General features: G+C 44.4%; 18 protein-coding genes. 3 read left to right on the plus strand and 15 right to left on the minus strand.

The features are described 5' to 3' along the window. Positions 1-198, plus strand: a 198-nt coding sequence (locus F6K64_RS33450) for a transposase (RefSeq protein ID WP_287265468.1), incomplete at its 5' end; no start/stop codon positions are given. A gap of 85 nt (positions 199-283) precedes the next feature. Here the strand turns inward: F6K64_RS33450 and F6K64_RS33455 are convergent. The 13 genes from F6K64_RS33455 to hemC form a co-directional block, all read right to left on the minus strand. Further along, positions 284-898, minus strand: coding sequence for a class I SAM-dependent DNA methyltransferase (locus F6K64_RS33455; protein ID WP_008180862.1), 615 nt, complete (start codon positions 896-898; stop codon positions 284-286). A gap of 51 nt (positions 899-949) precedes the next feature. Then, positions 950-1,861: a phytanoyl-CoA dioxygenase family protein gene (locus F6K64_RS33460; protein ID WP_008180863.1), complete on the minus strand. Its 912-nt coding sequence runs from the start codon at positions 1,859-1,861 to the stop codon at positions 950-952. 136 nt (positions 1,862-1,997) lie between these two features. Further along, positions 1,998-3,407 (minus strand): flavocytochrome c, encoded by a 1,410-nt coding sequence (locus F6K64_RS33465; protein ID WP_287263750.1) that lies wholly within the window; start codon positions 3,405-3,407, stop codon positions 1,998-2,000. Positions 3,408-3,422: 15 nt separating this feature from the next. Continuing rightward, positions 3,423-3,791, minus strand: a complete 369-nt coding sequence (locus F6K64_RS33470; protein WP_044492405.1) for a pyridoxal phosphate-dependent aminotransferase family protein — start codon at positions 3,789-3,791, stop codon at positions 3,423-3,425. A gap of 273 nt (positions 3,792-4,064) precedes the next feature. Further along, positions 4,065-4,736, minus strand: coding sequence for an HAD-IA family hydrolase (locus F6K64_RS33475; RefSeq protein WP_287267614.1), 672 nt, complete (start codon positions 4,734-4,736; stop codon positions 4,065-4,067). A gap of 74 nt (positions 4,737-4,810) precedes the next feature. Next, the gene (gene queG, locus F6K64_RS33480; RefSeq protein WP_287256286.1) at positions 4,811-5,764 is read right to left on the minus strand and encodes a tRNA epoxyqueuosine(34) reductase QueG; all 954 of its coding nucleotides are present in this window, start codon (positions 5,762-5,764) and stop codon (positions 4,811-4,813) included. A 66-nt stretch (positions 5,765-5,830) separates the two neighbouring features. Further along, on the minus strand, positions 5,831-6,574 hold the full coding sequence (locus F6K64_RS33485) for a Stp1/IreP family PP2C-type Ser/Thr phosphatase (RefSeq protein ID WP_287267615.1): 744 nt from the start codon (positions 6,572-6,574) through the stop codon (positions 5,831-5,833). Positions 6,575-6,868: 294 nt separating this feature from the next. Further along, positions 6,869-8,572 carry an ABC1 kinase family protein gene (locus tag F6K64_RS33490; protein ID WP_229414387.1) on the minus strand — a complete coding sequence of 568 codons (1,704 nt, stop codon included), beginning with the start codon at positions 8,570-8,572 and terminating at the stop codon, positions 6,869-6,871. Between the two features lie 169 nt (positions 8,573-8,741). Further along, positions 8,742-9,098, minus strand: a complete 357-nt coding sequence (locus F6K64_RS33495; RefSeq protein ID WP_287249223.1) for a DUF6825 family protein — start codon at positions 9,096-9,098, stop codon at positions 8,742-8,744. A 292-nt stretch (positions 9,099-9,390) separates the two neighbouring features. Further along, positions 9,391-10,680 (minus strand): serine/threonine protein kinase, encoded by a 1,290-nt coding sequence (locus tag F6K64_RS33500; protein WP_287267617.1) that lies wholly within the window; start codon positions 10,678-10,680, stop codon positions 9,391-9,393. A 179-nt stretch (positions 10,681-10,859) separates the two neighbouring features. After that, entirely contained in the window at positions 10,860-14,954 is a 4,095-nt protein-coding gene (locus tag F6K64_RS33505) for a CHAT domain-containing protein (RefSeq protein ID WP_287267619.1), read from the minus strand. A gap of 183 nt (positions 14,955-15,137) precedes the next feature. Next, positions 15,138-16,565: a glycogen synthase GlgA gene (glgA, locus tag F6K64_RS33510; RefSeq protein WP_008180891.1), complete on the minus strand. Its 1,428-nt coding sequence runs from the start codon at positions 16,563-16,565 to the stop codon at positions 15,138-15,140. 323 nt (positions 16,566-16,888) lie between these two features. Beyond that, positions 16,889-17,857 (minus strand): hydroxymethylbilane synthase, encoded by a 969-nt coding sequence (gene hemC / locus F6K64_RS33515; protein ID WP_287249229.1) that lies wholly within the window; start codon positions 17,855-17,857, stop codon positions 16,889-16,891. 1,812 nt (positions 17,858-19,669) lie between these two features. Between hemC and urtA the strand changes: the two genes are divergently transcribed. Next, positions 19,670-23,932, plus strand: coding sequence for an urea ABC transporter substrate-binding protein (urtA, locus tag F6K64_RS33520; protein ID WP_287249231.1), 4,263 nt, complete (start codon positions 19,670-19,672; stop codon positions 23,930-23,932). A 1-nt stretch (position 23,933) separates the two neighbouring features. On the opposite strand, the gene F6K64_RS33525 is transcribed toward urtA, so the two are convergent. Together F6K64_RS33525 and F6K64_RS33530 are read right to left on the minus strand one after the other, a co-directional pair. Continuing rightward, on the minus strand, positions 23,934-24,077 hold the full coding sequence (locus F6K64_RS33525; RefSeq protein ID WP_193374690.1) for a hypothetical protein: 144 nt from the start codon (positions 24,075-24,077) through the stop codon (positions 23,934-23,936). 199 nt (positions 24,078-24,276) lie between these two features. After that, on the minus strand, positions 24,277-24,405 hold the full coding sequence (locus F6K64_RS33530) for a hypothetical protein (protein ID WP_008180894.1): 129 nt from the start codon (positions 24,403-24,405) through the stop codon (positions 24,277-24,279). On the opposite strand from F6K64_RS33530, the gene F6K64_RS33535 reads away from it, so the two are divergent. Further along, positions 24,404-24,817: a hypothetical protein gene (locus F6K64_RS33535; RefSeq protein WP_008180895.1), complete on the plus strand. Its 414-nt coding sequence runs from the start codon at positions 24,404-24,406 to the stop codon at positions 24,815-24,817. The genes F6K64_RS33530 and F6K64_RS33535 overlap by 2 nt on opposite strands. The last annotated feature ends 6 nt before the right edge of the window (positions 24,818-24,823 follow it).

Consider the following 24,823-nt stretch of genomic DNA (forward strand, 5'->3'; position numbering starts at 1 on the left):
TATCTTCCCGAGTATAGTCCTGATTATAACTTAATTGAATTGGTTTGGCATTCAGCAAAAGAATATATTGCCAATCGAGTTTTCAAATCAATTGAAGAATTAGAATGTTTGTTAAATCATCTTTTAAATGAAGGAGGGTTAATTATAAAATGGGTACGAAAAATAAAAAACAAAGGCAATGCTGTTATCACAGTTTAAATGCGCAACAGCTTACAACCTATTGGATTGGCTATATATAGACTCCAAGCTTGATATGACAAGCATTTAGTCCTCCACAGTCACCTCATGACGCGCCGTTTACCGAAAAGATCCAGTAATGGCCGTCGGCTTCAGTTCCCAAATAAGGCTGATCCATACGGCAATCAACGAGTTTAATCTTATCCTCAGATTGCAACTGTTTGTAGTAACCCTCAAAGTCGTAGGTGTTGTAATACGTTGTTTTGGTACTCATGATAATAGTTCCTCCTGGCTTTGTGACCTGTGCTAACCATTTCAGAGATTGAGGTTCAACAAAGTCCAGGGCAAACACACCACAGCAGAGGGTTAGGTCATACTGTCCATGCAGAAAAAATGGCAGTGGATGGTTTAAATCAACCCATCCAATTAAGGTTTGGTAGGCTCCAGTTTTATGGGCTTCTACAATCATGCCCTGGGATAAATCTGTCCCATCAATATGCCGAAAACCCTGCTCCTGTAAGCCTTTGCCAACCAACCCTGAGCCGCATCCCACATCAATGACCTTAAAATCAGGATTTGTTGGATTGATCAACACTTTGCCACTGTTGACTATTTCCATCAGATAACGAACGATGTATTCTGGCCCATCGTAGTTTCTGGCTGCAACATCTCGGTTGTAGTCCGGTGCCCATTGATCATAGCGTTCTTGGTGAGTCTGCATAACGGTAGACCTGCTTATCTAGAGAACAATCAAAATTGGTATCAAACATCCCTATTGCTTAACTGGGATCAGTCTTTGAGCTTTTGTCGTATTAAACAATGGACTCTCCATAATCAATTCACCCTCTTCCTTACAGACATCTAGGGCAAAAGTAGTGAAAAAGCCGTAGCCCAAAATGTCGATAAAGGGTTTAAGTTTTTGAACCCTATCTAAATCATAGGTTGAATCTGCTGCGATAAATCTCATCACAAAGGCTCTTCTCCTATTAATGGGACCCTCGGTCAATAGACAAGTCCGATGCATCACCTCCTTGTCAAACAAAAGTGCATCGCCTAATTCAAAGTCATCCGTTTCAGCCTGAGTTCTGAGAATTGTATCAACCTCAGGTGAGTTAACCATCAAAGATTCTAAACGCCCCATTTCCTCTTTCGATGGAGCTGCATCTTGTGCTTGCAAGCCTTGTACATAAGAAGAAAGGATTAATGCATAGTCATAAAGAAATCTTCCAGAAAATTTTTCCTTTGAGACATAGCTCATCCCTCCTGCTTGTGCATTTGTATCTATCTTGGTTAAGGGAATCCAAAGGGTACAGCCAAAATCTTCTAATTGCTGGCAGGCAAAACTCAACATATCGGCGTGCCACTCGAATCCTGAATTGGTGTTTTTCTCTATTTCATAGGCCATGTGTTGAGTAGAGAATAACGAGCATTCGCAAAGCTTCGCGAATGTTGATTGAAATAGAGGATGCTGAATTATTTCGATATCTTCATTGTTTTCCATATCAAATTTATACTTTGAAAATGCATCTTCATAGGCTATTTTTGCATCTTCAAGCTCCTGTGATAAGATTCCATCAAGACATTTTATTGCCTCTGGTGCAAGAAAACCTTTCAGCTTGACAAATCCTTTTTTTTTAAAATTGGCAATATCTTGCTCTGTTAATTTGAAGGATGAAGAAATCATTTTTGGTTCTGTTTAAATTCAAAAAAAACCATCAATATCTTACAAAGATTGAGAGGAAAAGTCAATCATTTTTACCATTAGGTAAAGTTAATTATTATTACGATTGAAAAATGGATCTGATTGGTCACTGAGGCTTCTAGGAAGGGACTTGAGTGTGGCTTGCAGCTTCTCTACCCGCGATTCGCCCAAAAACCAGACATTCCGTGATGGCACACCCCCCTAGACGGCAGGCTCCGTGAATACCGCCTGTGACTTCTCCTGCGGCATACAGCCCGATAATCGGGCGATCGCCTTTCCCCAGAACCCGCCCGCGAACATCAATTTTAAGGCCTCCCATAGTGTAATGCACTTTAGGCCATAATCGAACGCCATAAAAGGGGGAACTCAAGGGCTTGGCATAATCCCGTATAAATTTACCAAACTCTGGGTCTTGATGCTGTTCCACAAAGGAGTTATATCGACTGATGGTTTGGTTGAGTTTCTCTAAGGGAATCTGATACGTGCTTGCTAAAGACGATAGGGTCTCAAATTTTTTCACCACGCCTCGATCTAAATCAGGTTCGATCTCAATGCCAGAATTTTGCATTCCCGCAGTATCCGCAATACCAATACAAGGATGACCAATTTCTAACAACTTATCTGTCCACCTTTTGCGATCAGCGAGTTCATTAATAAAGCGTTTTCCAGTAGCCGGATCAACCGCTAATCCATAGGCTAGCACCGTATAGCTAGCAAAGAGTGGAGCAATGCCATAGCCTGTTTCATCTGGAGAGACCCAGGGAGCAAGCTGAATCTGATCCAAATCGAGGCACTGGGCACCAATTCTGATGGCTTCTACCAAGGCTTCTGCGCTGGTATTGGGGACATTGGTGTGATCCAGATTGGGGGGGAGATGGGGAGCGTATTGCTGCCGAAAACCGGTATCTCCGGAGAAGCCCCCTGTTGCTAAAACGACTCCCTGGTTAACGTTAATCTGCTGGATCGGAGCTGATGGCTTGGTTGTTTGCACTTCTACTCCTGTGAGGATCGGATGGGTATCTCTCTGGGAGTTTACCAGTAATTTGCTCAGGCGAGTTTGGGTTCTAATTTCGACCCCGAGTTGCTTGGCTTTAGTCAACAGTGCAGTGATCATGGCGGCACCTGACACGTCTTCTGGTGTGTGGTTGCGAGGTACAGAGTGGCCACCATACTGATCCACTCGATCCTTGAATTTCACACCAAGTTCATTCGTGAGCCACTCAAAAGTGGGGTAGGATTGCTCGATCACCTGTTGAACCAAGCGCGGATTGTTTCTCTGTTGTCCTGCCTGGCACATATCTGATTTCAACAGGCTGAAAGAGTCTTGGATGCCTTCTCTGGCTTGAATCGGAGAACCCACAACGGTCACAGTTCCTCCACTAACAACTGAGTTACCGCCGAGGCTGTTTTCCTTCTCCAAGACAATGACTGATGCGCCAGCTTGGGACGCGGAGATCGCCGCACTCAGACCAGCAAAGCCACTCCCTACCACTACAACATCAGCGATCGCGTTACTAGTATCAGCCATATCATTCACTTGCTCTCAATATATGACTTTTGCCCAAGGTTTTGCTCCATGACTTGCATTGACTGCCGCACTCTTTCTGCCTGGCTGCTGTAGGGATAGTTCTGATTCCAGCACATAGCCTGCTAGCCGGGTTAAACCGGTTTCAATTTGATGGGCAGGGCAGGCAAAATTTAATCGTAAAAAGGCATGATCGTGCTCATGAAAATCAATGCCAGGAGTGGAACTCAGAGCATAATTCTGAGCCAGATGCAGCGATAATTCCATGGCATCTTGTTCTGCCTCTGCCACATCTACTAGCGCAAAAAAGCCAGCTTGAGGGTGAGTTCGCAGTTTTAATCCAAGGCGTTTGGCTGTGCGCTCAAACAGCAACCAATTGTAGCGCAACAGATATCGGTGTTTGCTCACCAATTCATCCCAGTGTTGTATCAGGTTCTCCGCAATCAGTTGGCTGGGTCAAAATGCAAGCACAGTAAGCTTTTAGGGATTGATAGTACACCTGTATGGGGTAACTTCAGTCTTGACAGGACTTGATTTACTCGCGGTGGGATTTTCATCCCTGGCTGACTATGGTTAGTAGTGCAAGATGTGATTTAAAATTGGCTGATATCAAATTATCATTGGTAAATTAACAAGTAATAAGTAACCAGTAAATAATTACTAATAACAAAATACTTTTGATTTAACTTTTGAGTTATCTAAATTAGATACTACTTCAGATAACTCCTGGGGTTCGTCGATCAAAAAATCTGGTTGATATTTAGCTAGTACTTCTTTATAATTAAATCCCCAACTGACAGCAACTACTTTAATAGTATTTTTTTGAGCTGCCTCAATATCTCTAGTTTCATCTCCGACATAGATCACATCAGCAGGATTGAAATTATGTTTTTTGAGGAATTTACGAATAACTTTTTCTTTTCCAAATATGGGACTGCCTGAGTCAACAAAATCAAAAAGCTTTACCCAAGAATTATTTTCCAGAAAAAGGTTAACGTTTTCTGCCGAGTTAGATGTCAATATCCCTAATTGGTAACCTTCATATTTCAAATCATTTAAAACTTCTATTAGTCCAGGAATAGGAGTTAAACTTTGAATATCTTCACGTAATAGTTTTTGCACCTTTTTCAACAAAAACGGGATTCTAAACCTCGAAATACCCGATTGCTTAATAATTTCCCTAGAGCTTAAATGTCTAACTTGCTCCAATTTTTCAGCTGATGTGGGCTGATATCCAAATTCTCCCGCTAAGCTATTACTAATCTTGACAATGGCAGTAAAGGTATCAGCCAGAGTCCCATCAAAATCAAAAAGAATTACTTTTACACTCATTGAGCAATTAACAATTAACAATTCGCAATTCGCAATTCGCAATTCGCCACCCAAGTAATCAATGACTAGTCTGACTAGTCAACCGATTTTTGAGATGCATCAATATTAGCTTGGGCATTGCGCCGTAGCATATTTGGCTTAATACGCCGCAGCGCCGAAGCTGGAAACCGTCGATTCCACTCCTGATCAGATATATTAGCTAATTCCCTGAGTCGAGGAGCCATATTCCCAGGGTAGGGCTGAAACTCTAGCACATCAGTTTCTTTAGCAAAACGTTGGTTCCAGGGGCAAACATCTTGACAGATGTCACAACCAGCAACCCAGCCATGTAAATGGGGTTTAATCGATTCCGGCAAGTTTTCAGCCCGATTCTCAATAGTATGATAGGCGATGCAGCGGTTGGAATCAACGACAAACGGTTTGGTAATAGCACCCGTTGGACAGTCTTGAATACAGCGGGTACAGCTACCACAGTGTGAAGTGTGAGGGGTATCTGGGGTCAAGGCTAGGTTAGTCAACACTTCCCCTAAAAATACCCAACTGCCATACTCCCGCGTAATTACATTACCATTTTTAGCAATCCAACCAATACCTGAGCGCTGCGCCCAGACTTTATCTTGTACTGGCCCTGTATCAGCATAGTAACGCACCTGGATTTCTTCTGCTTGTGCTTGTAACCAACAGGTCAATTCCTTCAATTTTTTATGCATGACCTTGTGGTAATCTCTCCCCCAACCGTAACGGGAGATTTTGCCATACTCAGGGCTTTCGGGACGCTGGTGAGGGGTGTAGTAGTTGAGAGCAACAGAAATTACTGACTCCACCTCTGGCATACAGGCACGAATATCCAAGCGTCGAGGATTTTCCATCCAAGCCATGTCTGCTTGATACCCTAACGCTAGCCAAGCGTTCAAGTTTTGCTCTGCTGAGTCATGATGATCAACATCCACAGCTGCAATGCCGACCTTATGAAAGCCCAGCGAGCGAGCTTTCTTTTTTACCTCAGTGCTAGTAACTGGTATATCCAACAGCTGTATTTACGAAGTAACTCTACCTGTAGGGTGTGTTAATAACCCACCTTCACCCAAGATCCTTCACCCAACACTTTTCATCCTTTCCCCAATCTCTACAATAACCACAGTAATGTTATCCCTACCGCCTTGGTCTTTAGCCGCTTCAACTAGGATAACCAGGGCCTGATTAATACTTGAACTCTGTTGGAGAGAGGAAGCAATCAATTCATCGGAAAGTTCTTCGGTAAGTCCATCGCTACAAAGCAAAAGGCGATCGCATAATTTAACCTCTATCGGATAGACATCGACTTTCGGTAAATCCTTTCTGCCTAGACATTGAGACAGAACATGACGCCAGGGATGCATCCGAGCCTGTTTAGCTGTCAGTTCTCCCAACTTAACAGCTCTGGCTACCCAGGTGTGGTCTTCTGTAATCTTCTCTAACTTAGAATTCCGGAACCGATAGAGGCGAGAATCTCCTACATGAGAAAACCAACACTGGTCTTGACGGAACATCACCACTACGGCAGTGGTTCCCATATCTGACCGTTCTGGATGAGTTTGCTGATCTTTGAGGATAGCCTGATTGGCTTGATAGATCGCTTGTTCTAGTAACTCATCAGAATGGGTTTGAGAGTTCCAATCCTTATTCAAATAAGTCTTAATCGCCTCAGTGGCAATTTTACTTGCCTCTTGTCCACCGGCATGACCACCCATGCCGTCGGCAACAATAAAGAAGCGACCGTCCGGGTCTATGTAGTAGTCATCTTGGTTAACTGTACGTAGTAAGCCCGGATCTGTAATACCGGCGAAGCAACTTTTCATCACATCGGTTGTTTACTGGCTTGATGCTTTAGACATCTCCAGAAACTCGGTTTTGACCCAGGCAGTGCAAGGGTTTGAGGTTAATTTTTGGAGATGTCTTTTCTGCTCGTCCGTGAGCTTCAGTTTGGTTTTGATGGATAGAAGCATAATTATTATCGACCTAATTCAGTTTAATTAAGGAAATGTCCAAAGATGTCCGGATAAATGCCGAAATATCCAACGATTTAGCCTCCTAGTACTTGCTAGTACAGTGGATAGATCGTGGAATAAGGAGTTATTACGACTTTACAACAACTACAACATCCGATCAAACCGGTCAAGCCGTCGGAGCAACCTAATTAAGGCAAATCCTAACATAGCTGCCACCAAAACGACTACCAAGGCTAGTACAACATTACCATTGACAAATAAAATAGTAGCCGAAAGGGTGAACGCACTGATTAATAAAGTATAGTTGGTTCCCAACTGAATACCACTCAGCCGTCGTAAAACCCGGTCTGATTCAATAGAGCGCACTCGAATGCGCAGGTCTCCTCTTTCTAATTTATCAATAGTACTTTCAATGCGCTGGGGCAAACCTAATGCTGTACTACTCATCTGTGCGGCTTGGCGTCCCAGTTCATTAATAAAGCTATTGTTGTCAGGAGTGTTGCCGTTGGTCATAATCTCTAGTGCGAAGGGTTTTGCAACTTCCATAAAATTAAATTCGGGGTCTAAGCCTTTACCCACTCCTTCCAGTGTAGAAAAGGCTCGCATCACAAATGTGAACGTTGCTGGGAATCGAAAAGGCTGGCCATAAGCAATTTCGTAGAGGTCATCGCTGATGTTACTGACCGATTGCTCCTCAAAGGGCTTATCCATGAAATTATCCAGCATGTACTGAACTGAGCGCCTTACCGGTCCCATATCACTCACTGGTGAGAGCGCACCCAATTCAATTAGGGAAGTCACCACTCGGTCGCCGTCTTTTTGGGCAATGCCAAACAGGGTTTCCATCAGTTGCTCGCGCACATTGGCCTTAATCTGCCCCATCATGCCAAAGTCGTAAAATATCAGGGAACCTTGATGACTAACCGCAATATTTCCCGGATGGGGGTCAGCATGGAAGAAGCCATCATTTAGCAACTGCTGTAGGTAAGCTTCTGCGCCCAGACGAGCGATTAATTTGCGGTCTAGACCAGCTGCTTCTAGAGCTTCGTAACTACTAATCTTAATCCCTGGTAAAAATTCTAGGGTCAAAACTCGTGATGAGGTATAGCGCCAGTAGACACGGGGTACCTTCACCCAGTCATAGCTGCGGAAGTTGCGCCGAAATGTATCTGCATTTCGACCTTCATTGAGATAATCAATTTCTTGCCAAAGAATGCGACAGCACTCTTCATAAATCCCGCTCCAGTCCCGACCACGCCCCCAGTCTGGATGGTTTTGAAAGTAATAGGCGATCCCCTTGAGAATTTGTAAATCAATGGTAAACAGTTTTTTTAAGCCTGGTCTTTGGACCTTAATCGCTACCTCTTCACCACTGCGAAGTTGAGCTTTGTGAACTTGCCCTAAGCTAGCCGCCGCCAGAGGAATTGGGTCAAAACCACTGAACAGTTCCTTGATGGGCTTGCCTAAATCTTCCTGGATGATCTGCTCAACTTGCTCGTAACTAAAGGCAGGAACCCGGTCTTGTAGTTTGCTAAGTTCTTCTACGTACTCACTGGGGAATAAATCGGCACGAGTGGAGAATAACTGTCCAACTTTGATAAACGTTGGTCCGAGATCTAAGAATGTATCTCGAATCCAGATAGCTTGTGTTTTGCGTCTATATGCCTGCTTTTGCTCCGTATATCCTCCCCGATAACTCCAAGGTTTCCCATCAAGCCACAACCCAGTCATGAGGGTCAAAACAAAACGCCAAATATCAATAAAACGCCTTTGACGGGAGTAATTTTCTTGATTCCACCGATAAGCTTTTTCGCTGTATGGCTTACCTATAGAACTTTGGCTAGACACATTGCGTTCCTGATCTAGTGTAAGGTTAATAGAGTTTTGAGAAAGAGCAGACACTCGGATTTCTCTGTAAGGTTTTTATCAAAAAAATAGCAGGTTATTAAAAAAAGATTAAAAAGCCTCGAAACTACTCCCTTTTGTAAATAATTTAGGGCAGTAACGATTAATCTTATCAAGATTGCTTGCGATAGTTTTTTAATTCAGTACGCAAGCTGGCAATTTCTGCTCGCAGCTCATCAATCATCGCTTGCAGATCAGCTGGCTTGGATCCTGTTTTCCCTGTGTTACTACCTGTGTTACTACCTGTGTTACTACCTGTGTTACTAATAGTAGAATCAGCTGCTGCTCCGGCTTCCCGATTGGCACTTTCTATTACCTGATCGGTAAACTGCCGCAGTCGATCACGCTGCTCAGCATCAAACTTGCCTAACTCACTCAGGGCATTGGTCAGAGCATCCTCGAGCTGCCGATTAATGGCTTGAGCTGCAGCCCTACCCAGAAAAAAGGCATGAATTACAGAGTTACTCATTGATAAGTTTCTTTAGCTTACGTAACAAATTATAACGTACTTGCCCAGGATTATGAGTGAATTCAAATCTAGTTACTTGCCTCGTATATCCTCAGTTTGTCCAATCTGCCATGTCCTTTTAATTTAAAAATTTATTATTATATCACTTTATGTATTTAAATCTAACAGGACTTAGGAAGTAACTTTTCCTTAGTCGCCCTACTACTTATTAAGCGCGTTTGGTGGCCAGTGTGCTGTAAGTCCTGTACAAGTATGAATATGAATAAACCACCTTGATGAGGTTGAAGGTGTTTCAGAGTTGGGGTTCTGACAAAGGCCAATTGCTGCGAGGAGGGAAGGATTGATCGGTGTGGAAGATGGTAGAACCAGGTTCTTTTTGAGAGTTCATTCGCAGTGCGAAACCAAATCCTAATCCGGCTGAGGCGGCAAGAGCACCGGTCATCAGTAGGGCTTTCAGTGGGAATCCAGCTTTGGTAGTTTTGAGTTTTGAGGTTTGAGTTTTGAGCTTGGCGTGGACAGTTTTGAGAACAGCTAAGGTCTGAGTGCTCAGTTTTGAAGGCTGAGTGCTCAGTTTTGAAGTCTGAGTCTTCAGTTTTGAAGGCTGAGTGCTCAGTTTTGAGGGCTGAGTCTTCAGTTTTGAGGGCTGAGTCTTCAGTTTTGAGGGCTGAGTGCTGAGTTTTGGGGAAATTAATGACTTTTGCTGAGGACTCAGCACTTTCAATTGAGAACTGCTTTGAGGAACTTTCTCCTGAGTTGGCAGCAGCGATAACCAAGCTTCTACAGTTTGAGGACGTTGATTGGTGACCATGTGCAAGCCACGCCAGACTGCTTGTTTAACTACTGGAGTTAGGTTTTGTGGACATGGTGGTAAGTCCGGCAGGAAAAGAATATAGAAACCTTCCTGGGCATGCAATACTTCCCTGACTGGTGCGGGTAAGGGTGGGGTTCGAGTTAGCAAGCAGTAAAAGGTTGCGGTTAAAGAGTAGACATCGGTTGCCTGGGAAAGTTGCCCTTTAGAAATGTACTGTTCTGGGGCGCTATACCCAGCAGCAATTAAACTGGCGTGGGTTTGCCTGACTCCTAGGGTGAGTTGACTAGTAATCCCAAACTCACATAGCACTAGTTTATCGGTATCTTGACGCAGAATTATATTTTCCGGTCTAACATCTAGATGCAGCAAACCCTTTTGATGTAATATGCTAAGGGCATCGCCAATTTGACGAATGTATGCAATAGCTTGAGCTTCTGGAACCAAATTGGCTTGGATGAGTTCAGCTAACGTCTGCCCCGGAATATATTCCATGACTAGGTAAGGTCGTCCGGCAGCTTCAAAGGATTCGATTACCCTGACTAAATGCTGATGCTGACAGCCGCTCCAGAGCCTACCAAGGGCAATAAATTGCCGCTTGAACTGGTCACCATGGGGATGGTGGCACAGATTGTCGCTGAGGGTTTTGATCACCACGGTTTGACCAGACTCAGCGTTGATAGCTAGGTAGGTTATGCTAAAGACACCTTTGCCGAGCTGGCTATGAAGAACATATTTGCCGTTGTGCAAGACTGTGCCTGCCTTTAAGTCCATGAAAGTTCAGTTCAACTCCCACCTATGCTAACCTTAAGTGGTGCAGAATGGTTGACACGCCCTAGGTTTCGTTCCTCGTTTTTTGAGCAATCTTGGATCAAGGAAAAACCAGGATAACTATCAGCTAAATTATTCAGCTTCATTATTCTATGCTAGGAGTCGTTAATCAGGAGCAAAGATTACCAAGGGTTCCCAATTAGGGTAAAAGCGCTCCAATAGTAGGGATGTCGTAACTCCACATCTGGCAACTTGGCTAAGGCTGGTGGTAAAGGAAAACTGCCCTGATCCGTTACCAACTGCCCTCTCTCCAGACGGACTGTACCCCTGAGCAGATTTAACTGAGCTTTCCGTATCGCCTCGGCTTTCACTGGGACTTCCTGTAATTTTTCGTAAAACGTTGTCATTAGCCCCAGGGTACCCTCATCGCTGACATACCAGAGACTTCCCAATGCGGACTTGACCCCCGCTAGCACTGCTAGACCGGCAAATCCTAATTCGGCTTGCTCGTCTCCTAAGGCAGTACGACAGGCACTTAAGACCAACAACTCTACCTTAGGCTTACTTAAGCCTAGTTTATGGAGCTGGTTAAGTTGCAGCTTGGTATCCCACAGCTGGATGTAGGAATTACTGGGCTTACCGGCTAGGAATTCACTATGGGTAGCCAAATGAACGATACCAAAGGGTTGTGAGGCACGAGCTTTTCTCAAATTTGCTACGGTGAACGCTTCGTTAAGTAATGCCTTTCCTGACCAGAGTTTTTCTGTAACCATCGATAACTCTACAGGAACGGCTGGTAATGGGTTTTTGTTCTTAAAGTAGGATGCTCCCATGGCCAAGACTTGAAATTTCCTAATGTCTACATAGTTCATGTTGGTTAATGATAGAGTTGGCATTAAACCAAGGCTATATCGTTCTACAATAAAACCAGTGCCATCATGGAGTGCTGCCATGGGTAAGGAGCGCAAACCAACGTCCATGATAAAGGCAAGATTATTTATTTTTTGGGCTTTTAGCTCCTGCTCTACCGGACTAATCAACCAACGATACAACTGCTGAGCCAAGGGTAGGTAGACATTTGCGCTTTCGAAATTGGTGATACTCTTTTGGAATTCCCGAGCAACAGAGAGAACTTGCGATCGCGTTGCTCCCTGCACCTGTTTTCTAATTACTGTTCCCGAAGCCGTAACGACTAGTAATTCGAGCTGTGTATCGAGATTTTCTTCCCAGTGTGACCTAGTCTTTTGCCGATTTTCCGTTGTCTCTCGTTCCGGTTTGGTTGACGTCAATCCCTTGGAATTAAATGGCTTTCCCTTGGTAGTTTCCGCTTTAAATCCCGGTTTAAAGAACAGGTAAATTAGGGCAGGTTTGAGTCCAGTAATAGTTTCAATTTTGCCTAGGTGGGCTTGGGCTTCTTCCAGGGTAACTATGGGAGTTTTGCTAATGCCTAGATGTTTTTCAAACGCATAGGTGAAGCCTCCCTCAAGTTGTTTAACATCAGCTTCTGCTTCTAGGGTAGAGTTAGATAATTTCCTGGTAACTAGCCGTGGTTCCGATTGTGCCGGGGATTGACTACTATTAGTATTAGGAATCTCTGCTTCTAGGGTAGAGTTAGATAATTTCCTGGTAACTAGCCGTGGTTCCGATTGTGCCAGGGATTGACTACTATTAGTATTAGGAATCTCTACTTCTAGATTAGAGTTAGATAATTTCCTGGTAACTAGCTGTGGGTCCGATTGTTCCAGGGATTGAATACTATTAGTATTAGGAATTTCTGCTATAGGATTTGTTTCTATTGGATTGAAATTCATTTTGTTTAAATTCAGATCAGCTTCTCTTTTAGTAGACTGCTCTTCTATTTCATTGGAGTCGGTTTGAGTTGGCCTATTGGAATTTGGAATCAAATTGGTAGCCATTGCTTGACCTTGGCTAGTCAAATTTGAAGATGGCTCCCCAGTCTTAATTTCTATATCACCTGAATCTGAGATCGTCGAAGTCAAAAAGGATCCTGGGGGAAGAATGGTAGAATCACCTGTAGAAATAGCTCCCTCTGTACCATTAGTACTGCTATTTCCCACCTCAAAGGGGGTTTGCCCGTTTCCCCCATGACCGATGGTGATTTTTCCTCCACCATCTCCCCCAACTGTAGCAATGCTCACTGCTGTTTCTTTGCCCTCGATTAAGGTATTAAAGGTATCAGTGGCTGTAAACATATCTTCTGTGGTAATTTCCACATTCCCGCCTTTGCGATCGCTACCACCTTGGGCATTGATCCAGCTAACCTGAATATTACCGCCATCGAGGGTAACATCCCCTCCCTTGCCAACTGTTGTTGATGAGTTAAGCTCTTCCGTGCTCAGAGTCTCAGACGCTGTGATTGTAATCGCTCCACCATCTGTGTTGATATCACCTACAGTGACATTAACGCCATCAATGGTGATCTCTCTACCCAAAGTAGTGATCGATTGGGTAGGATCCATTGAAAAATCCCCACCGTCAATGCCATCAGCATTAGCAGTAAACTTTAGGGATAGGGGATTAGCACCACTAACCCCTTGATCAGAGAAGTTCAGAGAGACGTTAGGGGCAATGGTAATATCATTACTAGCGTTGAGAACAATGTTGCCCAAGACTTGTTCTAGGGCATTCGCGCTAAGGCCAGGTGTCCCCCCATCCCCGGACAAAATTTCCATCACATCAAAACCAAGGGGATTATCCCCTAGCTGCTGACCAGCAATCCCTGTCCCAGGTACAATAGTAATGTTATTGTGGTCGAATGTAATCGTGCCGTTTTGACCAACAGGGGCGGTGAGATCAACTTTTTTGCCATCAAAGATTAAAGTCTGTTGGCTAGATATCTCAACTGTCCCACCATCTGGTGTTTTATCACTTCCGGCCTGTGAAGTTTGCTCTTGAGCGCCACGGGCAGTAATATCCCCGTAGAATGCTGTAGTTTCCTCTGACCAGACAGTAACTCGACCTCCGTCTCTATCTGCCGCTTGTCCATCAGCCTTAATCACGGAATCACGGCTGACAAAGGTGCGATTGGCATTTAATTTCACATTGTCTGGATTGTCTTGGGGGTTCTTCCCAATCCACACCTGGCCACCATTACTACCGGAAGAGTTAATCGTGGCATCAATTAGAGCAATGCGATCGCCTAATACTGTTACACTGCGTCGCCTAAGTTCTTGGTTGGAAACATCTAGGGTACCGGACACAATGGTTGTTCCTGTCTCAGTGGGAACTATGGTGCCAGAATCCGTCAGCTGTACTGTTCCATTGGAATTGGCACTGAGTCCGGTCTCAACGCCTTGGGCTGGTCCTGTGAGTAGCTCTGGTATATCTAGTGCGGTAATTAATGGTTGCCCATCTAGTGTACGAGGGGGGTCAATCTCTAGATTCAACAAATTTCCAGATTGAGAAATCTTAACCAAACTTTGCCCTGGTACAGCAGCGATAGTAATATTGCCTCCCGGTGCGTTCAGTTGCCCAGTATTAATCACACTACCCCCAATCAAGGCGATCCTTTGATTGTCTAGCAATTCCAGGTTACCAGCGTTAATGATACTTCCAGGTTGGGCTAAATCAAAGGCAAAGCTAGTGGGCTCACCAATTAAGTCCTGGTACCTCTTATTGTCACCAAAGGCATCAAACCAATTCCCGTCCTCAAAGCCAATCCCAGTTGCTGTGGTTGCTGTAAAGGAAGCAGGGACATTCAGTCGAGCATCAGCCCCAAAAATAATCCCTGCTGGGTTCATTAAGTATAAGTTAGGGCTCCCATTACCGCTTATGATTTGAATTAGACCATTAATAATTGAGGGATTACCGCCTACGACTCGCCCCAAAATATTCCTAACCTGGGGATTATTAGAGATAAAATTGGCAATCTGACCGGAATCGAGTCCAAATTCCTCAAAACTGTGGAACAGATTCGGTTGATTGCTATTAGAGAGGCTACCACCAGTGATCTCGAAGCTTTGACCATTAGGAGTTACAATTGTCCCTGCACTGTCTTCTGCTGAAGTGATTTGTGCTATTGCTGGTAGCCCACTTGGGGAGAGCAACATGGCTACCCCCCAGGGCATGACTTGAGCTAGAGATAAGCGGTTGAGGAATGAAGGAGAGATTTTTCCCTTAGAGCCTTGAGGGGGGAAAATCTTGCCCTCTAGGGGACTGCACCGCCCTTGGTACTTAGAATTGCTGGGCTTGGGTCTTACTACCGGTTTCCCCATAATCTTCATAGCAACCCCTAACGTTCTCTGTCTATTAGTCATGCAGTGTAGTGTTCATGCACCTAGTTGGAAACAGCTGTAGCACCGATCCACTAGGGTAAGGCCATGGTAATTTTACTAATTTAAAACTAAAATAGCCATGGTAAAATAGCCATGGTAGGATAGCCATCCTTAGTGATCACTGATCACAGTAACAGAATAGGTGTAACTTATGGGATATTCTGTCTAGCTGACAACAGCTAAATGGTTGTCTTGTGGTACCTGCTGAGGTGCTTCTGCAGGTAATCCTACAATATCTTGGTACATATTGATATATTCCCTGGCTGACTTCTCCCAACTAAAGTCTTGGCTCATAGCTCGTTGCTGCAAACTCCGCCATTCTTTCTTGTAGCGGAAACCTTCCCAAGCCCGAACCATACAAGTATATAAATCTAACGGTTCGTAGCGGTCAAAGCAGTAACCCGTTCCAGTTTGGTTGATAGGATCATGGTGGGAAACCGTATCCACCAAACCGCCAGTACGTCGTACAATGGGAATACAGCCGTAACCCATGGCCAGCATTTGGCTAATCCCACAGGGTTCAAAGCGGGAAGGCATTAAGAATACATCACTACCAGCATAGATCCGTCGAGCTAGAGGATCGTTATAGAGGATTTGAGCAGACATTCGTCCTGGATAGCGGGATGCGATTTCCCACAGTTGGGTTTCATAGTAGCGCTCTCCCGTACCTAGGACTAAAAATTGACAATCGGTGTAAGCTAGGAAACCCTGTAAAACTTGCACGAGCAGGTCAATCCCTTTCTGTTCCACTAAGCGGGAAACCATACTGATCAGACAGGTATCGGGATTGATGGCTAAGCCGACTTCTTTCTGGAGGGCTACTTTGTTTTTGCTGCGGATGTCGAGAGTATCAGCGGTGAAGTTGTGAGGAATGTAGTTATCGGTTTCGGGATTGTAACTTTCTGTATCAATCCCATTGACAATTCCAACAGTTTTACCACTGATAAATGACAGCAAACCTTCTAAGGACTCACCGTATTCAGCAGTTTGAATTTGTTGAGCGTAGGTGGGAGAAACAGTATTTACCCGGTTAGCATACTGTACAGCTGCCGCCATAGTATTATGACCTTGCATATACCAGGGACACCAAGTCATTTCTTCTAAGCGCCAGCGCTGGGGGCCTTGATAAGCCAGGTTGTGAATTGTGAAAACTGTGCTGATATCTGATGATTGGTTCATCCAAACGGGAATCATGCCCGTGTGCCAATCATGACAGTGAATAACATCAGGCTTCCAGTAGTTCCAAGCAAACTCAGCTGCACCATTGGCAAATAGGGTGAATCGCCAGTCTTCATCATCTCCAGAGTAGATTTGGCGACCAGCAAAGGCAGCATGACCAAATAAATATAAGGGGACATCAGTCTTGGGTAGTAGGGTTTCAAACACATTGAAGTGTTGAAACATAGCATCACCGGACCAGACTGGTTCCTCTTGAATCTCCATTTTATCGGGCAAAAAGCCGTAGTAAGGCATGAAAATTCGGACATCCTGTCCCAATTGCCTCAAGGTTTTGGGTAATGATCCCACTACATCCCCCATACCGCCAATTTTCGCGATGGGAGCTGCTTCCGCCGCAACGAATAGAATCTTCATCTGTTAGTTGTAAATTATTGGTTGTTAGTGCCTAGGAAATAGCTGCAAGCTTGAAGGATGAAGTGCATTTGATCAAGCCTGAAACATGGAGCAGAACTTTTCAGGAATTGACCTTGAACTCCTATCAGACTTGATCGAAGAACCTTCAGCTTTCCGGCTATCAAGGCTTACTGTAGCCTGAGCAAAAATTCTACGGGAAAAGAAAAAGGCTATGGCTTAAAAAACCTTTTCCTTAGCCTTTTCCTACACTGAAAGCGGATCAGGAAAATTATAAAATCTATAACGCTTGGCACAGGAATTGAATTGACTTTTCAGCTATATTCCTATTCCCGCTCGATTTGAGCCAAAATTTCAGCCAAAATCTCTTGTGCTCCTTGTTTTTTGAGCTGTTCGGCAAGTTCGAGTCCCAAATTTTCTGCCTGACTCTGCTCCCCTTGAATGGTATCTTTGACAAGTTTTTGCCCATCCACACTAGCCACTATAGCTGTTAGGGTTAGGGTATTGCCTTCCAACTGAGTGTCTACACCGATGGGAACTTGACAGCCACCTTCGAGCGCCCTTAATAATGACCGTTCCGCGTAACAGCGTTGAGCAGTGGGGGGATGTGCGATCGCATTGAGCAGTTCTAAGACTTCTTGATCATCCTCACGGCATTCAATTCCCAAAGCCCCTTGTCCCACAGCATGGAGTGATATCTCTGGTGGTAAAATTTGGTGAATGCGATCGCTCATGTCCAGTCGTTTTAGCCCAGCTACTGCTAAAATTAGTGCATCGTAGTCACCAGCATCCAGTTTGGCCAGTCTGGTGTTTAGGTTACCTCTGACATCTTTAAAACTCAGATGGGGAAAATGGTAGCGCAGCTGAGCCAGCCGTCTGAGGGAGGAGGTTCCAATGATCGAGCCTTCTGGCAACGTTTCTATCTGTTTATCTTGGTGCTTTTGGTGCATTACTAAAGCATCGGCGGGGTTCTCCCGTTCTGTGACGCACCCTAACACTAACCCTTCTGGCAATCTGGTTGGCAAGTCTTTGAGGGAATGCACTGCAAAATCGATCTCATCCCTAAGCATTCCCAATTCCAGTTCCTTAGTGAATAACCCTTTATCCCCAATCTTAGATAAAGCCACATCCAGGATTTTATCTCCGTGGGTACTCATGGTCTGGACTTCAAACTCTCGATCTGGAAAATGCTTTTTCAGTTGCTCTTGTACCCAGTAAGTCTGAATCAGAGCAAGTTGGCTTTTCCGAGAACCGATGCGAATTGTCCGGGCAGGACTGGTAACGGTAGAGGTCATAGGGCTGTCAATTTCTACAAGGCAGATCAATTTACTTGTTCTAGACTACCGCAGAAGGTGACGTTTCCGTTTCCATTTCTGTAATTAGCTATTTGTCATTTGTCATTTGTCAAAAACTAAGGCGTAGTATATAGCATTTATCAAATAGGTGAGGTACACAAGTTTGAGATTTTAGGGAACTCGAATCCACCCTACCTTATTAAGGGTGGCAGGGAACTCAGAAGAGGGAACTTCGGATCAGGTAAAAAATCCTGTCTACCTCATTAATATGACAGCGGTATTCGCATCTTATTTTGAAATGCCTACTGGATATGAGAGTCATACGATTAGTATTTTTGCTTAGAAATTTTTAAATCTTTGTTAGGTGCGCTTTCCGGAGACGAAACCTTGAAGAGGGTCGCCTTATTACAAAAGTTTTAACCCTTTTACGTATAGCCAGTAACCCATAAAGGCGACCCTCTTCTTACGGTAACTTCGTTCCCGCATTAAGAATTTAATTCGCTACGGGTCGCACCTTTTGATGCAAAGCGCGAGTGGGGCAAACCACGGCAGTTGCTCATGGTTTGAACGCGCCCCGCGTCGGCAGGCCTTGAAGTTACCGTAAGAGAGGGTGGCCTTATTAAAAAATATTTAACCCTTTTCTGCATAACCTACTGACATTAAAGGCGACCCTCTCTAAGGTTTCGTCTCCGGGGGAACCCCCAAGACCGCATTGCCTCCCCGTGAGGCTACTGCATCGCTTTTGAGTAAGGCTTCTATAATTTAGATACCTTTGCATTGATTAATATGAGAACCACTATAACTCAATACTAATGACTCAAAATTTCACTACTTGAGTGGTGGGATGAGTTAACCTTTATCAGCGACGCCAAAATTTTTTTCAGTGATAGTATAGCGCTTTTTATCCTCATGAGGTACACATTTTTTTTTACCTCTTCCCTCTTCCGAAGTCCCTGCTCCGAACCAGCAACCAGTGGCCTACGGCCTCAGTACCTGCTCCCTAAAACCCAAAAACTTGTACCTTACTAGATTAAAAACCGCTATATTCAAACAGACATCATGGCTTTGTAAACAATTGTATAGTCGCTGAGGGGGTGACATGCAAGCTGAAATCCTTACTGGGTAATATTTTCAGCCGATGTGTTACAAAAAGATACATGCTGTTTTGGGCTGACCTTGGATGTAGTTATAAGGGTTTGAGCTTGCCATTAAATCACAGGAGGGTCAATTTGGGAGTTTATCTTTTCTAAGAGAATTGGAATCAAAGGCTTATCTAGTAAGCTTTTCAGGGCTCATGTCACACCCTCAGGTATAGTCGTTATGTTGAAATATATTGAGTTCACAGTAAATTTTAAGTTACTTATACTATTGTTGTACTAATTGGTTGAGGTGCAGTGTAATTGACTTAATCGGGAAGAGGTAAATGGTGGGAGGGAAAGAAAGGTGGAAATTACCACTAAACTTTCGAAATTTTTCCTAAATTTTGCCAATTTTATCTTGATTATCTAAATTTTACTTCTATGACCACAACTGCCCCAGAAACCAAGGCATATTCGAGTCTAAGTAATAGTGGTTTGTGTAAATAGTTAACGGGTTGACTCGAAAATATTTCCTTTACCCCCACGGAAATTCCTCCCCTAAAACGGTTTTATCCTGACTTAATCAGGGTGCTCGCTAGATTCGCGCTTATATAACATTGATTATTTAATAGTAGGTCACGTCGCCTGCGGTTGCTGAGGAAAAGAACCGTGAGAGGCTGATGGGTGCTTAAAAGTTAAAGATTTGCAAATAAATATTGCAGGAATTTAAGCAATGCCAAGTTTCAACACTGATAACCCCTGTATGCGAGTTGGTATATTGCATTCCTTAAGGGGAACTATGGCAATTAGCGAAGCCGCCCTGGTGGAAGCTGAGCTGATGGCGATCGCAGAAATTAACCAAACCGGAGGAGTTCTTGGTCAATATATCAAACCGATCGTTGAGGATGGGGCATCGAAGTCAGCGGAATTTGAGAGCAAGGCCAGAAAACTGATTCAAGAGGATCAGGTAGCCACAGTCTTTGGCTGCTGGACGTCTGCTTCTCGTAAAGCAGTTTTGCCCGTATTTGAGGTGTTAAATTCTCTGCTATGGTACCCCCTACAATATGAGGGTCTGGAATGTTCCCCAAATATTTTTTATACCGGGTCTTGTCCAAATCAACAAATTGAGCCAGCGGTGAACTGGCTGGTGAAAAATTACGGTAAGCGATTTTATCTGATCGGTAGCGACTATATTTTCCCCCTGACTGCCAACAAGATTATTAAAGCGCAACTGAAACAACTGGGGGGAACAGTGGTTGAGGAAGATTACATTCCTCTAGGCACTCAAGATATGGGTGAGGTGATCACCAAAATTAAACAAGTTCGACCAGATGTGGTCTTCAACACCCTTAATGGTGACAGTAATGTAGCCTTCTATCGCCAGTACAAATCCTCTGGAATTACAGCTGATCAGATTCCGATTATGGCAGTGAGTGTGGCTGAGGCGGAACTGCAAAGGATAGGGGATACAGCGGCGGGACATTATGCCAGCTGGAGCTATTTCCAGAGTCTGGACACTCCTAATAATCAACGGTTTGTCCAGAATTTTCAGCGTCGTTACGGAGCTAACCGAGTGACTAGTGACCCCATTGAAGCTGCCTATGCTCAGGTTTACCTCTGGAAACAAGCCGTGGAATCCGCTCAATCATTTGAGGTAGACCGGGTAAGGGTGGCAGCTTATGGTCAGAAATTTGATGCTCCGGGAGGATTAATCCAAATCGAACCCAATCACCATATTGGCAAAGAATGCCGGATTGGACGGATTTTGCCGACTGGACAATTTGAAATTCTGTTTACCAGTGAACGTCCGATTAAACCCCTACCCTGGTTAGGGGTTGAAACCTGTAACTGTGCCTCAGATGCACGAACTCACCAATACAATGGGTCGGCTAGGGCCACACCATTGATCGAACCCTACAGCACAAATGTGGTGATTGAATTATTGGCTGAGGTTGCTCAATGGATTGAAAAAGCTAGGTATCTAGAGACCAATGCACAAGCATTAGAAATGGCAACGGAACAGTTGAAACATGAAATAGTTGAGCGGCGACGAATTGAAGCAGAACTCCAGAAAGCCTTCGATGAGCTGGAGCTCAAGGTTGAACAACGCACAGCTGACTTAAAAGCATCTAATGCTCAGCTTATGATGGAGGTGCGAGAGCGTGAGCAAGCTCAAGAAGAACTCAGGGCAGCTAAAGATCAGTTACAGGCAGTGTTGGAAGCGGTACCAGGGATTGTCTCTTGGATTAGTTCGGATTTGCGCTACTTGGGTGTGAATCGCCATTTAGCCAAAACTTTTAACTTGTCCTCAGAGGGGTTTGTGGGTCAAGACATTGGGTTTCTTCAGGCTAGCTCAGAGTTTAATGACTTTGTCAAGGAGTTTTTTGCTAGCCCAGAGCAAGATGCTTGCCGAGAGGTTTTTGCTATTGTTAATGACGAAAAGCGAAACTATGTAATTGTTGCCCAGAAGTACCATCAAGGCTCAGCCGCTTTCACCGTTGGGATTGATATTACCGAACGTCAGCAGGCTCTTGATGACCTGCGCAAGACCAAAGATCAGTTACAGGCCGTGTTGGAGGCAGTACCGGGAATTGTCTCTTGGATTAGTTCGGATTTGCGCTACTTGGGTGTGAATCGCCATTTAGCCAAAACATTTAACTTGTCCTCAGAGGGGTTTGTGGGTCAAGACATTGGCTTTCTTCAGGCTAGCTCAGAGTTTAATGACTTTGTCAAGGAGTTTTTTGCCAGCCCAGAACAAGATGCTTGCCGAGAGGTTTCGGCTATTGTTAATCACAAAAAGCACAATTATGTGATTGTTGCCCAGAAGTACCATCAAGGCTCAGCTGCTTTCACTATTGGGATTGATATTACCGAGCGTCGGCAAGCTGAAGAAGCCCTGAGGCAAGCTGAAGCGAAATATCGCAATATTTTTGAAAATGCTGTAGAAGGCATCTTCCAAACCACCCCCTCAGGACGTTACCTCAGTGCTAACCCAGCCTTAGCTCGCATCTATGGTTATGAGTCCCCAGAAGTATTAATTAATACTGTCACGAATATTGAGCAGGAACTTTATGTTGATCCGAACCGTCGCTCCCAATTCATCCAGTTGTTGGAAGAAAATGGTACCTTAGTGGATTTCGAGTCCCAAGTCTATCGCCAGGATGGCAGTTTGACTTGGATTTGCGAAAATGCCCGTGCCATTAAAGATGAGCATCGCAATCTGCTCTATTACGAAGGTACTGTGGAAGACATCTCTGAGCGTAAGCAAGCTCAGGAAGCCTTGCAAAGAGCCAATGAAGTGTTAGAAACCCGAGTGGAGCAACGGACAGCAGCACTACGGGACGCCAATCATCAACTACGGATTGAGATTGTAGAGCGCAAACACATCGAAGCAGCACTACGTAAATCCGAAGCTGAGTTGCGGGTGCTATTTGGGGCGATGACCGATGTGATTACCGTTTTTGATGCTCAAGGACGATACATGAAAGTAGTCTCCACCAATTCTGAAGTTTTATATAGTCCAACGACCGAACTACTTGGTAAGAGTGTCTACGAGGTTTTTCCCCCCAAGCAAGCTGAACTTTTTGTCACCCATATCCGGCAAGTCTTAGATACTAAACAAACCCTGAATATAGAATACAGCTTACCTATAGGAAATTATCAAGTAGGAAGTATTAAGGATGAAATTAGTTCTAACTCAGACTTGAATGGCCACAAACTTTCGGACTTCGATTCCAAGAATATAGGGCATCACACTAACAAATATTATCACAATTCATCCGATTATGAAAAATTTTCGGAATTCAATGGCCAAAAGCTAGTGGAGCAAACTGAAAAACCCTTTCATACTTCACACTTTAGAGGTGATAATTCCCAGGTGTGGTTTGCTGCGAGTGTCTCACCCCTGCCAAACAATTGTGTGATTTGGGTCGCTCGTAATATTACAGAGCGCAAACGGGTTCTAGATGCACTTCAGGAAGCTGAAGAGAAGTATCGTAGCATCTTTGAAAATGCCGCTGAGGGGATTTTTCAGATTACATCGGATGGGCAGTACCTGAGTGTCAATCCAGCTTTAGCTCGGATGTATGGCTACTCTTGCCCAGAAGAAATAGTGGCTAAAGTGACCGATATTGAACAGCAACTCTATGTCAACCCCAACAGCTATGCTGAGTTTATTGCTGCGGTTGAGGAGCATGGTGCTATCTCTGATTTTGAAGCTCGGGTTTATCGACAAGATGGCCAAATCATCTGGACGTCTCAGAATGCTCGTGTTGTGCGTGATACTCAAGGGAAACTACTATACTACGAAGGCACTGTAGCCGACATTACCAAGGGCAAACAGGCAGAAGCAGCACTGAGAGCTGAACAAGAAAAGTCGGAACACTTGTTGTTGAATATTTTACCTCACTCCATCGCCCAACGATTAAAACAAGAGCCAAAAGCTATTGCGAATCGCTTTGAGGAAGTAACAATTCTGTTTGCTGATATTGTGGAGTTTACCAAGCTTTCTGCTCGCATCTCTCCCACAGAATTGGTTAATCTACTTAATCAAATTTTCTCAAGCTTTGACCAACTAGCGCAGCACCATGGATTAGAGAAAATTAAGACCATTGGAGATGCCTACATGGTGGTTGGTGGTCTACCAAACCCTAGGGATGACCATCCAGAAGCGATCGCAAACATGGCATTGGATCTCCAACAGGAAATTAGTCGTTTCCAGCGGCATGATGGGGAACCATTCCGCCTGCGCATCGGGATTAACACTGGTCCTGTGGTAGCTGGGGTGATCGGTATCCAGAAGTTCATTTATGATTTGTGGGGCGATGCGGTTAATGTGGCATCTCGGATGGACTCTCAAGGGGAACCTGGGAGAATTCAAGTTACTGCTAACACTTACGAGCGTTTACGAGACAAGTATTTGTTTGAAGAGCGAGGGATTATTAATGTTAAGGGCAAAGGAGAGATGATCACCTATTGGCTGACTGGAAGAAAGTAACTCATTGTTGAAGGTTGTTCGCCCTTGGCGTCCGAAGTAGGGTGGGTTGAGGGTTGAAGGTTGAGGGTTGAAGGTTGAGGGTTGAAGGTTGAGGGTTGAAGGTTGAGGGTTTAAGGTTGTTCGCGTAGCGTGGCCGAAAGCCCAAGGTTTAAGGTTGTTCGCGTAGCGTGGCCGAAAGCCCAAGGTTTAAGGTTGTTCGCGTAGCGTGGCCGAAAGCCCAAGGTTTAAGGTTGTTCGCGTAGCGTGGCCGAAAGCCCAAGGTTGTTCGCCTTTGGCGTTCCCGTAGGGTAGGTTGACCGCCTGCCGATCTTTGGGGGGATCAAAGCTTGACTGTTAACTAGCCCTTACCTTATTAATCCTCCATCTGCTTCTGCTTTTGGATAGAAATTTTTAGCCAGGTGTTCCTTGACGGAGTCTGATGGGAATCCTAGAGGAATAAATATTTCTGATTTACTAAAATCTAGGTTAACCATGAGCAGAGTTTCTGTTACCCAACAGATTGGTTTGATGTTAGGTATCTCCCTGGTGTTCGGTAACTGTTTGGCCAGTCGCAGTCTTGCCCAAACACTGTTTGAACTTGATGGTCGTGCTTACTTGGTGGGAGCTGATGGTGCTTTCCTGGGTTTAGTGTCTAGTAACCCTGTGGATGAAAAGTCGATTTGTAATCAGCTAGGGGATTATGGTAATCTGTCGGGCGTTGATAGTGTGTGGAATCGGGAGGGAAATTATGGGAGTTCTAAGTCACACCTCAGTGCCTATAACCCCAGCACAGAATTACCCCCTGCAATTTATTACAGAAAGGCTCAAATCGGTTTTTTGACGGTAAACCCACAAATCGAAAATTCTTTTGATCCTGATCTTTTATTTCAGGCTTTCTGCAAATAACAGCTT

The organism is Moorena sp. SIO3A2 (assembly GCF_010672265.1).
Taxonomy (GTDB): Bacteria; Cyanobacteriota; Cyanobacteriia; order Cyanobacteriales; family Coleofasciculaceae; genus Moorena; species Moorena producens.

Bases quoted from the DNA above. Each gene is read 5' to 3' on its own strand.
- F6K64_RS33455 (WP_008180862.1), bottom strand. From the start codon at position 898: ATGCAGACTCACCAAGAACGCTATGATCAATGGGCACCGGACTACAAC.
- F6K64_RS33460 (WP_008180863.1), bottom strand. From the start codon at position 1,861: ATGATTTCTTCATCCTTCAAATTAACAGAGCAAGATATTGCCAATTTT.
- F6K64_RS33465 (WP_287263750.1), bottom strand. From the start codon at position 3,407: ATGGCTGATACTAGTAACGCGATCGCTGATGTTGTAGTGGTAGGGAGT.
- F6K64_RS33475 (WP_287267614.1), bottom strand. From the start codon at position 4,736: ATGAGTGTAAAAGTAATTCTTTTTGATTTTGATGGGACTCTGGCTGAT.
- F6K64_RS33485 (WP_287267615.1), bottom strand. From the start codon at position 6,574: ATGAAAAGTTGCTTCGCCGGTATTACAGATCCGGGCTTACTACGTACA.
- F6K64_RS33495 (WP_287249223.1), bottom strand. From the start codon at position 9,098: ATGAGTAACTCTGTAATTCATGCCTTTTTTCTGGGTAGGGCTGCAGCT.
- F6K64_RS33500 (WP_287267617.1), bottom strand. From the start codon at position 10,680: ATGGACTTAAAGGCAGGCACAGTCTTGCACAACGGCAAATATGTTCTT.
- F6K64_RS33505 (WP_287267619.1), bottom strand. From the start codon at position 14,954: ATGACTAATAGACAGAGAACGTTAGGGGTTGCTATGAAGATTATGGGG.
- glgA (WP_008180891.1), bottom strand. From the start codon at position 16,565: ATGAAGATTCTATTCGTTGCGGCGGAAGCAGCTCCCATCGCGAAAATT.
- hemC (WP_287249229.1), bottom strand. From the start codon at position 17,857: ATGACCTCTACCGTTACCAGTCCTGCCCGGACAATTCGCATCGGTTCT.
- urtA (WP_287249231.1), top strand. From the start codon at position 19,670: ATGCCAAGTTTCAACACTGATAACCCCTGTATGCGAGTTGGTATATTG.
- F6K64_RS33535 (WP_008180895.1), top strand. From the start codon at position 24,404: ATGAGCAGAGTTTCTGTTACCCAACAGATTGGTTTGATGTTAGGTATC.
- F6K64_RS33530 (WP_008180894.1), bottom strand. From the start codon at position 24,405: ATGGTTAACCTAGATTTTAGTAAATCAGAAATATTTATTCCTCTAGGA.